We start from the raw sequence: 11,096 nt of genomic DNA on the forward strand, positions 1-11,096 counted from the left end.
GCCATGTCGCCTGCGCCAGCGCCTTGCGGCTGGGAAAATCATTCGGATCCAGCGGCGCGTGCAGCAGGACGGTCGCACGCATCGAACGCCACTTGACCAGTTGCCACACATGGGGCCCCAGTTCCATGTCGCCATACCAGGCAAAGACCGGACGGCGCGCACGGTTGACCGGCACGCCTTCCAGCTGGTCATACACCACCGATACCGGCTGGATCAGCGGCGTCATGCCGGGACGTGCCGCGATGGCTTCGGCCTCGCTTTCCGGTTCCACCGGCCCCTTGCCCGGTGGCAGGCGCGGCGGCTTGGCAATGGCGAAAAAGGCCGACAGGAATGGCAGCACCCGCGACCCGTCGGACGACGTGCCTTCGGGGAACAGGATCAGGTTGTCGCCTTCCACCATCAGGCGGTGCAGCATTTCGTCACGCTCGCGGCCGGTGGTGCTGCGCTGGCGGCTGACGAATATGGTCCGGCCAATGCGCGAGACGAGTCCCATGATGGGCCAGCCCTCGATATCGCCCTTGGCCACGAAATTGGATGGCAGCACCGTGCCCAGCACCGGCACATCCAGCCATGATGAATGGTTGGACACATAGATCACCGGGCGTTCGCCTTCCTGCCGTGCGCGCCTGCCCCCCACGCCGCCGGCCCTGCGTCCCACCACGCGGATGCGCAGCGACAGGAGCAGGCACAGCCCGCCCCAGACCATGCGCGTCCACCGGATCTTGGCCGTGCCGGGCACCAGCAGCAGCACCGCCTCGAACCCGACCGACAGCGGCACCCACACGGTAATGGCGGCCAGGCGGCCCACCCCGCGCGCGGTCCGGGCACAGGCACGTATCCGTCCCGACGACATGACCGTTGTGTTGGCGATATCCCGTTCCGCGACCGATCCGGGCTGCGGCGCGATCACCGGACGGGCGGCGCGTGACGTGGACCGGGACACAGGCTGTGGGGCGCGACGCCGGGTAAGACGGCGGATGAAATCGGCGATCATGCGCCTATCCATAGCCCCACCTGATGGCGCGGGACAATATGGCGAAAGCGTGCAAGGCACGGGGCGTGTCCTGCACGCAACGACGCGGCGTGCATCAACCCTTTCATCATACGGTCATATTATGGGTGCATGGATATATATATGTGCCATGCGGCCTGTCCGCCGCATCTGCAATCCTTCCTGACTGGACCCATCGTGCATACCCGTCCATGTTGGGGCCCTGTCCTTCAGGAGTTGTCCCTTATGTCCGCATGCAGCCGTCGCGGCTCCCTTGCTGCCGCCACGACCGCCTTCATCATCCTTGCAGCCATCCAGCCCGGCCCGACACGGGCGGCGGATGATGTGCTGAACGTGCTGACATGGTGTGACCATGAAGACCCGGAACTGCTTGGCCCCTTTGAACAGGCCAACAAGGTACGGGTCCATTTCAAGGATATCGACAGCACCGCCAGCGCCCGAAACATCCTGCGCCAGTCGCAGGCGGACGACTGGGACGTTGTGATCCTGGAGGAAACCGCCGCCCCGCAACTGGCCGCCGCCGGCCTGCTGGCGCCGCTGGATCCTGCGGATTTTCCGTCGGATGGCATTCCCGCCGCCATTGCCAGCGCGGCCGCCGGTTCATACCAGGGACGGCTGTATTCCGTGCCGGAAAAATACGGCTTTCACGCGGTTGCCTTCAATCAGGCCCATGTCAGCGCGCAGGACATGCAGGACATCAACGCGGTGTGGCAGCCGCGTTATCACTGGCATATCGCGATTTATGACAGTTACCTGCCCATCCTGTCCTATGTCGCCCTGGCGCTGGGGCTTGATCCCGCGCACCTGACGGATGCCGACCTGCCTGCATTGCAGGACAGGCTTGCGGCCCTGCGCGCCAATGCGACACTGGTGGGTGACAGCGCCAGCGTGCAGCAGGCGCTGGCCGATGGCGTGGTGGATATTGTCGTAGGCGGCGGCGCATGGACCACGGCGGGCGTGGGCGAAGGCGGCACGGTCAGCACGCCCACGGCGCAGCCCGACACCCCGAAACAGCGGCCGGACCTGACATTCACCCTGCCCCGGCAGGGCGGCATCCGGTGGCAGCATGGCATCTCGATCATCGAGGCCTCGCAGCGCAAGGCGCTGGCGCTGGCGTTCGCGCAATACCTGCGCACGCCCGCGGCACAGGCGCGGCTGGCCACGTCATCATGTTTCTGGGGCATGCCCGCCAATACCAACGCGCCGCTGGATGCCGATACGAAAGCCGCCCTGCACTGGGACCAGCAGCCTGCCTATATCGCGGCGAGCCATCTCTTCCCCGTGCTTGATGACGCCATGGACGCCAGGCTGCACGCGATATGGGACAGGGTCATGAAGGAAGACACCTCCACCACCGCCCCCACGCCGGACAGAATCGGCGGCGGGCACGATGGGGATGATACGCCGGATCAGCCGTAACGGGGCATGCCGCGTCCCAGCAGCCGGTCGGCCATCATGCCGAAGACCAGCCCGAGGCCGCCCCACAGCACGATCTGCATGCCAAGGGCGGCCTCGCGGAAGCGCCACAGCAGGGTGGCGGGGAAATTGTCCGGCACTTCGCTGATATCGGGCAGCGCCCATTGCAGCAGCGCCACCAGCACCACGAACACCGCCCCGCCGAAGAGCGTCGCGCCCCAGTTGCCAAGGCGCGCGGCCAATGCGCGGCCTGACAGGACCGCCAGCGTCAGTGCGCACAGCGAAAAGACGACCATTTCAAAATAGGCGGTCGTGCGCAGGCCAATGGTTTCCGGCTGCCCCACCGCCGGGGGATTGGCCGGGTATTTCAGGTCTGGCACCAGCACCACGGCCAGGAATCCCGCCCCCGCCAGCAGCATGGACAGCATGCGCGGCGAAAAGCGGCCGATGCGCCCATATGCCAGCGAGAATACCAGCGCAAACAGCCCGCCATAGGCCGCGCCATACATGACGGCGGCCGTCAGCAGACCAAGGGATGCCTGCACGCCCCGGCTGACCAGTTCGGGTTCCGGCGGCTCACCCGATGCCGCATCCATGGCGGATTCGAACGCAATGGCAAGGTTGACCTGCGGTTCACCGAATACACGGGCAAACAGGAATGCAAGGGCGGCGGCGGCAATGCCCGCCAGCATGCCACGCAGCAGAAGGCGTCCGGCCATCAGGGCATATCCCGATGCAGCCAGGGGAACGGAATGAAGGACATGAGGGTCAGATCTCCTGTCGGGAAAGCGCGTCCCGTAACGGAATGAAGTTCTATCCGCCGGGAGGTCTGACTTCCGCAGGGGCTGCGGTGTACAGTGGCGCGACCGTGCCGGAATCCCACCGGCTTCTCCCCACGGATACGGAAAGGCCAGTCAATACCGTGCGAGGAACGTAAGTCAATGTTGCGGTCTTAAGGACGACTTCAGAAATCCATCTGGAATTATAAAAGGTTTCTGGTGAAGCTTTTTTCAAAAAGCTTCAAAGAACGCCGCCCTTTAAAAAAAAGGGGTACCCAAAAACTTTTATCTTTATCAGGATATTATTTTGAAATCGGCCTTTACTGGGGCTTTGCAGGCAGCGTGACCTTGCTGGCGTTGCCCTGCGCCGCGCGCCACTGCTTCAGTGCATCCAGCGTTCCGCTGACATGCCCCTTGGGCGACAGGGCGCTGTAGGCGTAGATCACCTTGCCATCGGGGGCGATGACATAGGACGTACGGCTGGCGCGGTTCACCAGCGGCAGGTGGCTGTCATACATCTTTGCGATCTGACCCTTCGGGTCGGTCGCGACGGGGAAACGACCATGGCCCTCGCTTACGGAAAAGCGGTCGAGGGTGTGCATGTCATCTGTGGAAACGCCAATGACGGTGGCGCCGAGCGCCTTGTACTGGTCCATGGCGTTGGCGAAGTCATGCGCTTCCATGGTGCAGCCACGGGTAAAGGCGGCGGGGTAGAAATACAGCACCACCGGCCCCTGCCGCAGCGCATCGGCCAGGCGGAAATCGAACTCGCTGCCGTTGGTAGTGGCCTGCGCATCAAACATCGGGGCCTGGCTGCCAACCGGCAGGGCCGCACGCGCGGGGGAAAAGCAGACAAAGCCGGCAAACGCCATGACACCGACCAGCGGCAGGCACAGTCCCGGCAGGGACCAACGTGAACGCCTGTAAAAATACCTCATGTGTCCTCACACCCTGCGGGGCAGGGTCCATGCCTTCATGTGGTTGGCGGCAGGATCTGGCACCCTGATCCACCCAGTCGCTGACAGACCTGCTGGGCCGCTTCGTGCGACAGGCCGGTCAGCCTTGCACGATAGACATGACGGCGCCCTGATGCAACGGTCGCGACCTGTGTATGCGCGCCACTGAACGAAACCTTCGCCCGCGCCTGTCCTGCCGCATGCTCCGCCTGTCCGATCGATCCATAGGCGCCGACCTGTACCGCCCAGTCATGGCTGTTCGCCATGCTGATGACGCCGGGACGGGTTCCGGCCGCGGCCATCGGGGACAGGCCGCTCTGTTCACGGGCACTCCATGCCGCACGCACGGCAGCGGCTTCGGGCGATGGCGTATCGGCTGCGGCCCCGCGCGGAACGGATGCCAGAAGCTGGCGACCCCGGCTCTGCCCGCCACGCGCATTCTGCGCCGCCTGCGCGCGGGCCAGGGCGCGCGCTTCCACCAGCAGGTCGGCCTGCGAACGGTTTACGGGCGTGCTGCCCGCGATCCGTGGCCCGATGGAGGCGACATAATCGCGCGTCTCCTTGGGCAGGGTATGATAGCGGTCAAGAAAGTCATCCAGCCGCCCCGGCCCGCTGTTATAGGCCGCAAGGAAACCGGGGGAGCCGTAAATGTCGTACATTTCACGGATATAGGCCGTGCCCGCCTCGATATTGTCATGCGGGTCATAGGCGTCGGGACCAAGGTTGTAGCGTGCCCGCATCGCATCATAGGTCGGCGGCATGAGCTGCATGAGCCCCATGGCGCCGGGCAGCGAGGTCACGAACTGGCCATTATGATAAAGCTGGCCGCCCGACTCGCGCCGCATGACCTCGCGGATCCAGACACTGGGCACGTCGAAACGCTGCGAGGCCTCGTTGATATACGGCCCCCATGGGTCTTCCGGCGGTCCCGGCGGGGTATAGTTGCTCTGGGCACGGGCACGATAGGACTCGGCCTCGTGAAGGATCTGTTCCTCGCTCATTTCGGGCGAAGGATTGTGGGCGCAGGCGGCCAGCATGCCCGCAAATCCCAGCGCCAGCCATCGCAGGGACCGGCGCGTGGAGGAAGCCTGCGCGGCCAGGCCGTCATGTTCGTCAGATGCCGCTACTGCCTGCGCTGGTGCCATGCTGGTGGTATGATCCCGGTCATGCCCATTTTCCCATGGCAGACGCGCCAACATGGCCCGCCCGACGGGACGGGCGGGCGCACCATAACAGCGTGGCTTCGGCTTGTGCAATCCTGACCCGCCAGCATGTCCGTGATGTAACCGGTAGGTCAGGTTGATGCGAATTCATAGAAAAGTTTTTGGCGAAGCTTTTTTCAAAAAGCCCCGAAGAACGCCGCCTTTTTAAAATAAGGCGGCACCCAAAAACTTTTCTTCTTTCAAAACAGCCTTTTATTCCTCGACATAGGTGGCGGGATCGCCACCGGTGCGGTTGTGGGGGCTGTCGAGCGTGGCAAGGTCGCTCATGTCATCCGGCGTGAGCTGGAAATCGAACGCATGCAGGTTGGCGCGCATGCGGTCGGGATGCGCGCTCTTGGGAATGGGCACCGCGCCACAGTCGATTACCCAGCGCAGCAGGACCTGCGCCGTGGATTTGCCGTGCCGGTCCGCAACCCGTTTGACAACGGGATTTTCCAGCAGCTTGCCGCGCCCCAGCGGGCTCCATGCCTCGGTCAGGATGCCCAGCTTCTTGTGCAGGGCGACCAGTTCCGACTGCGCGAAATCGGCATGCATCTCGATCTGGTTGACGGCGGGGGTGACGCCGGTTTCATCAATCAGGCGCTGCAGGTGTTCAGGCAGGAAGTTGGAAACGCCGATCGAGCGGATGCGCCCTTCCTTCTTCAGGCGGATCATCGCCTTCCAGCTTTCGACATACTGGTCCTTGGCGGGCAGCGGCCAGTGGATGAGGTAAAGGTCAACATAACTCATCTTCAGGCGTTCAAGGCTTTCGTCAAACGCGCGCAGCGTGCTGTCATATCCCTGGTCGGCACCACGCAGCTTGGTGGTGACGAAAATATCCTCACGCCCGATGTCGAAGCTGACCAGTCCGGTCCCCACCCCGCTTTCGTTTCCGTAACGCGACGCCGTATCGAACAGGCGATAGCCCGCCGCAAGGGCCTCCCGCACTGCCTTTTCGGCCTGCGGGTTGTCCAGCGGATAGGTGCCGAACCCCATGGCGGGGATCTTGTGGCCGTCATTCAGCTTGAGCAGGGGGATGGAGGTTGTCATGGTCGTTCCTTCGTCAGGCGCTCCCGGCGGCTATGGTGCCCCGGCGCACAGGCGGCAGGGTGGCGACCGGGCCGGGGGCTGGACGTGCGTCGCCGGTCCCTACCCTAACGACAGGTAACCACTTTTGGTTTATGCCCAGTTTTCAGGACTGGGCTGCATGTGGTTCATTATCACCATTGCTGGAGGCCCCATGACTGACACACCAACCGACATATCCGTCACCGATGCGACGGAACTGCACCGCACGCTGCTGACCATTGATACCCATGTGGACATCCCGTGGCCGGATCGCGGCGACTTCGCCACGGGCGCGCCGTCGCGACGGGTGGACCTGCCGCGCATGCGCGCAGGCGGCCTGCGGGCGGCATGCCTTGTGGCCTATGTGGGCCAGGGTGCGCGTGACGCGGCGGGGCAGGAGGCGGCCTCCACCCGGGCGGAAGCCATGCTGCACGTGATCGGGGAGACGGACCGGATCGAGGGCGTGCGGGTATGCGACACGGCGGCGGCGGTGCGCGCGACCTGTGACGCGGGTGAGATCGCCATCATTCCAGCCGTGGAAAACGGTTATGCGATTGGCGGGGACCTGTCGCTTATCGCGCGTTTCCAGGGGCTGGGCGCACGTTACATGACGCTGACGCATAACGGGCACAACCAGCTGGCGGACTCGGCGCGGCCCATGCACCATCTGGATGATCCCGAAACGCTGCACGGCGGGCTGTCCGGCCTTGGCCGGGATGCCGTGGCCGAGATGAACCGCGTCGGCATGCTGGTCGATGTGTCGCACACGTCACGCGACACCATGATGCAGGCGGTCGAACTGTCCCACGCGCCGGTCTTCGCCAGCCATTCCTGCGTGCGCGCCCTGTGCGATCACCCGCGCAACCTTGATGACGGGCAGCTTGACGCGCTGAAGGCCTGTGGCGGGGTCATCCACATTACCGCCATGGACGCCTTCCTGCGCCCGCGTGACGTGCGCGACATACGCCCGGTCACGGTGGCTGACTTCGTGGACCATATCGATTACGCCGTGCAGCGAATCGGGATCAAGCATGTCGGCATCTCGTCCGACTTCGATGGCGGCGGCGGCATACGTGGCTGGGCCGATGCATCGGAATCGCCCAATCTTACGGCGGAACTGCTACGCCGTGGCTATGACCGCAGCCAGATCGCGGCCCTGTGGGGGGAAAATTTCCTGCGGATCCTGAAGCAGGCGGAAGATGTCGCCAGCACGATCGCGTGAACATGGAATTCCGCGTGCTCTGGATCACACGCGCCTGACGGGGTATATCCTGTGCCGCATTGACGAATACAGGATAAGAAATGACCACCAGCACCGACTACAAGGTCAAGGACATCTCGCTTGCCGAGTGGGGCCGCAAGGAAATCTCGATCGCGGAAGGCGAAATGCCGGGGCTTATGGCGCTCCGTGAGGAATATGGCACGTCCAAGCCGCTGAAGGGCGCGCGCATCGCCGGCTGCCTGCACATGACGATCCAGACCGCCGTGCTGATCGAGACCCTGACGGCGCTCGGCGCCACGGTCCGCTGGTCTTCGTGCAACATCTTCTCGACACAGGACCAGGCCGCCGCCGCCATCGCCGCGACCGGCGTGCCCGTGTTCGCGTGGAAGGGCCTGACCGAGGACGAGTTCTGGTGGTGCATCGAGCAGACCATCAAGGGACCGGACGGCTGGACGCCGAACATGATCCTCGACGACGGCGGCGACCTGACGACGCTGATGCACGAGAAGTATCCCGAGATGCTCAATGACGTGCGTGGCGTCTCCGAAGAAACCACGACCGGCGTGCATCGCCTGTGGGACATGGCCAAGAAGGGCCTGCTGCGGGTTCCGGCCATCAACGTCAACGACAGCGTCACGAAGTCGAAGTTCGACAACCTGTATGGCTGCCGTGAAAGCCTGGTGGACGCGATCCGCCGTGGCACCGACGTGATGATGGCGAGCAAGGTTGCCGTGGTCGCCGGTTATGGCGACGTGGGCAAGGGTTCCGCCGCATCCCTGCGCAACGCGGGCTGCCGCGTGCTGGTGACAGAAGTTGATCCCATCTGCGCCCTGCAGGCCGCGATGGAAGGCTACGAGGTCGTGACAATGGAAGAGGCCGCCCCCCGCGGCGATATCTTCGTCACCGCGACCGGCAACGAGGGCGTCATCACCATCGAGCACATGCGCGAGATGAAGAACCGCGCCATCGTGTGCAACATCGGGCATTTCGATTCCGAAATCCAGATCAATGCGCTGCGCAACTACAAGTGGGACAATATCAAACCGCAGGTGGACGAGGTCATCTTCCCCGATGGCAAGCGCCTGATCGTCCTGTCCGAAGGCCGTCTGGTGAACCTGGGCAACGCGACGGGCCATCCGTCCTTCGTCATGTCCGCGTCCTTCACCAACCAGACGCTGGCGCAGATCGACCTGTGGCAGGCACCGGCGGGCAAGTACGAAAACAAGGTCTATACCCTGCCCAAGCACCTCGATGAAAAGGTGGCCTTCCTGCACCTCGCCAAGGTCGGCGCGAAGCTGTCGAAGCTGTCTAAAGCGCAGGCGGATTACATCGGCGTGCCGGTCAATGGCCCGTTCAAGAATGATCTGTATCGTTACTGAGCGCAGCAAACGTCCCTAACATATACGTGACGGGTCCGGCATCCGCCGGACCATCACGTGATGGAGAAAGAAAACATGAGCATCTTCGGTTCAATCCTGTCCAAGATTTTCGGCAGCCACGCCGCCGCCGCCACCCCGGCCGCTGCAACNNNAGCGCCTGCCGCGGCGGCACCCGCGGCGGCTCCGGCAGCTGCCGCCCCCGCGGCCCCGGCACAGCCGGTGGACGTGAACGCCGTGCTGACCGCACTGGCGGCCAAGTATCCGGAAAAGCTGAACTGGCAGACCTCCATCGTCGACCTGATGCGCCTCCTGGGCCTCGACAACTCGCTGGCCGCGCGTAAGGAACTGGCGACGGAACTGCACTACACCGGCGACATGAACGACACCGCGCCGATGAACATCTGGCTGATCAAGCAGGTCATGCAGAAGCTGGCGGAAAATGGCGGCAAGGTCTCCCCTGACCTGATGAAGTAATACGCCGCTGGCGTAACGGGCGGGCGCGTGGTCAACGACCACCGGCCGCCCGTTTCGTATCAGCCATGGACAGGGCCACCAGAACCGGCCAGACCGGCAGCATGACGAAGGGATACGCGATGGGAAACGTCCCCGATTTTCCCATGACGGACAACGCCACCGGGCTGTCCGCCGACATGTTATCCGCGTCCTCTGTCTCCAATGGACTGGTATGGGCCATTGCCTGCCAGCCGGGCCAGAAGCCCGAGCGCCTGACGGATGAACAGATTGCCCGCGCGCTTGAAGGCTACCCCCCCGATGAGCCAGCCACCTGGGTCTGGCTGCATTACGATATCGTCCACACAGCCAGTCGCGCCCACATCCAGGCCATTCCCTGCCTGCCCGAGGAAGTGCGCCTTGCGTTGGGCAGCACGGATCGGGGCACCAATGTCGAGGCGGAAGGCGATATCGTCTATGGCGCCCTGCCCGGCTTTGACGATGCCATGTCGGAAGACGACAAAAACCTGTCCGCATGGCGTTTTGCGGTCCTGCCTACCCTGCTGATCACCACGCGCCGCCAGCCGGTTCCCGCACTGGGGGTGATTTACCGGGCCATGCAGCGGGCGTCATTCGACTCCCCTGCCGAGGTGGTAGATCATACCCTGCTGGAATTCGCCGATACCGTCCGGCGCAATATCGCCATGCTGGATGACCAGTTGGACCGCGCCGAGGACCTGCTGCTGACACTGGACCAGCACACTGATTTCGGGCGCATAAGCGGACTGATCGGCCGCGTGCGCCGCCGTTCGACCGAATTGCGGCGCGTGATCTCGCCCGTGGACCGTATTTTCCACAACGAGGATCTAGAACTGCCCGAATGGGCGGAAGATGACATCCGCGACCGTTCGCAGCGCCAGATCCATGCGGCCCTTGATGATCTTCTGGCGCTACAGGACCGCGCACGATCGCTGCAGGATGAACTGGCGTCGGGGCAGGCGGAAGAAACCAACCGCCGCCTGTATACCGTGTCCATCGTGACCACGCTCATGTTGCCCGCAACCTTTGTAACCGGGTTTTTCGGCATGAATACTGGCGGCATGTTCCTGGCCACTGGTACCTTGGGCACTGTGGAAGCTGGCGGGATCTGTTTCGTATTCATGATGATTACATGGCTGCTACTGAAAATTATGAAACTGCTGTAAATCGGTTCATTATTTTGGGGTCTGTTGGGAATTAACGCGAATTGATGATTGCGGCTGTGAGATAAATCATCGCTGCGAATGATCTGTCGGTCTTGTCGCTTCGCATGGCGATGCGCTTGAACTCCTTGAGCTTGCAGAAGAAGTTCTCGATGAGATGGCGCGCCCTGAACAGGGCTCCATCGAAAGGTCGCCTGTCGAGGCGGTTCCGACGCTGGGGAATGACCACGCGGGCCCCTTGCGCGCGTATGGTGTCCACGATCCAGTGGACATCGAACGCCTTGTCAGCAAGAAGTCCCTCGAAATCAGCCGGTTCGAGAAGCGGCGCCACCCCGACCGTGTCGTAATGCTGGCCGGGGATAAGCGTAAAGCGGACCAGATTGCCCAGGGCGTCAGTCATGGCGATGATC

Annotated in this window: 11 protein-coding genes and 1 pseudogene (1 of these 12 cut by a window edge); 5 read left to right on the forward strand and 7 right to left on the reverse strand. The window is 63.3% G+C overall.

Annotated elements, in window-relative coordinates:
• Window positions 1–1,006: pseudogene (locus GEU01_RS22590) on the reverse strand (1-acyl-sn-glycerol-3-phosphate acyltransferase) (it extends 124 nt beyond the left edge of the window).
• A 231-nt stretch (window positions 1,007–1,237) separates the two neighbouring features.
• Between GEU01_RS22590 and GEU01_RS10110 the strand changes: the two are divergent.
• Window positions 1,238–2,431 carry an extracellular solute-binding protein gene (locus GEU01_RS10110; protein ID WP_019085988.1) on the forward strand — a complete coding sequence of 398 codons (1,194 nt, stop codon included), beginning with the start codon at window positions 1,238–1,240 and terminating at the stop codon, window positions 2,429–2,431.
• Here GEU01_RS10110 and GEU01_RS10115 read toward each other — a convergent pair.
• The 4 genes from GEU01_RS10115 to GEU01_RS10130 all read right to left on the reverse strand — a co-directional run bounded on the left by GEU01_RS10115 (window position 2,422) and on the right by GEU01_RS10130 (window position 6,415).
• Complete coding sequence (locus GEU01_RS10115) at window positions 2,422–3,147, reverse strand: CbtA family protein (protein ID WP_019085989.1); 726 nt, start codon at window positions 3,145–3,147, stop codon at window positions 2,422–2,424. The two genes, GEU01_RS10110 and GEU01_RS10115, sit on opposite strands and share 10 nt — an antisense overlap.
• A 380-nt stretch (window positions 3,148–3,527) precedes the next feature.
• Window positions 3,528–4,145 carry a peroxiredoxin gene (locus tag GEU01_RS10120; RefSeq protein WP_010511216.1) on the reverse strand — a complete coding sequence of 206 codons (618 nt, stop codon included), beginning with the start codon at window positions 4,143–4,145 and terminating at the stop codon, window positions 3,528–3,530.
• 35 nt (window positions 4,146–4,180) lie between these two features.
• Window positions 4,181–5,419 carry a transglycosylase SLT domain-containing protein gene (locus GEU01_RS10125; protein ID WP_019085990.1) on the reverse strand — a complete coding sequence of 413 codons (1,239 nt, stop codon included), beginning with the start codon at window positions 5,417–5,419 and terminating at the stop codon, window positions 4,181–4,183.
• A 159-nt stretch (window positions 5,420–5,578) separates the two neighbouring features.
• Window positions 5,579–6,415 carry an aldo/keto reductase gene (locus tag GEU01_RS10130; protein WP_019085991.1) on the reverse strand — a complete coding sequence of 279 codons (837 nt, stop codon included), beginning with the start codon at window positions 6,413–6,415 and terminating at the stop codon, window positions 5,579–5,581.
• Window positions 6,416–6,605: 190 nt separating this feature from the next.
• On the opposite strand from GEU01_RS10130, the gene GEU01_RS10135 reads away from it, so the two are divergent.
• From GEU01_RS10135 to GEU01_RS10145, 3 genes are all read left to right on the forward strand, one after another.
• Window positions 6,606–7,655, forward strand: coding sequence for a dipeptidase (locus tag GEU01_RS10135; RefSeq protein ID WP_026018649.1), 1,050 nt, complete (start codon window positions 6,606–6,608; stop codon window positions 7,653–7,655).
• 80 nt (window positions 7,656–7,735) lie between these two features.
• Complete coding sequence (ahcY, locus tag GEU01_RS10140) at window positions 7,736–9,034, forward strand: adenosylhomocysteinase (protein ID WP_019085993.1); 1,299 nt, start codon at window positions 7,736–7,738, stop codon at window positions 9,032–9,034.
• Between the two features lie 75 nt (window positions 9,035–9,109).
• Entirely contained in the window at window positions 9,110–9,508 is a 399-nt protein-coding gene (locus GEU01_RS10145) for a DUF3597 domain-containing protein (protein WP_026018650.1), read from the forward strand.
• Window positions 9,509–9,539: 31 nt separating this feature from the next.
• On the opposite strand, the gene GEU01_RS26255 is transcribed toward GEU01_RS10145, so the two are convergent.
• Entirely contained in the window at window positions 9,540–9,686 is a 147-nt protein-coding gene (locus GEU01_RS26255) for a hypothetical protein (protein ID WP_198284459.1), read from the reverse strand.
• Between GEU01_RS26255 and GEU01_RS10155 the strand changes: the two genes are divergently transcribed.
• A complete protein-coding gene (locus GEU01_RS10155) occupies window positions 9,628–10,689 on the forward strand; it encodes a transporter (protein ID WP_198284458.1) in 1,062 nt (353 codons plus the stop codon). The genes GEU01_RS26255 and GEU01_RS10155 overlap by 59 nt on opposite strands.
• 31 nt (window positions 10,690–10,720) lie before the next feature.
• Here the strand turns inward: GEU01_RS10155 and GEU01_RS10160 are convergent.
• A partial coding sequence (locus GEU01_RS10160; protein ID WP_019085996.1) for an IS5/IS1182 family transposase occupies window positions 10,721–11,096 on the reverse strand: 376 nt, incomplete at its 5' end.

The organism is Komagataeibacter europaeus LMG 18890 (assembly GCF_000285295.1).
Classification (GTDB): domain Bacteria; phylum Pseudomonadota; class Alphaproteobacteria; order Acetobacterales; family Acetobacteraceae; genus Komagataeibacter; species Komagataeibacter europaeus.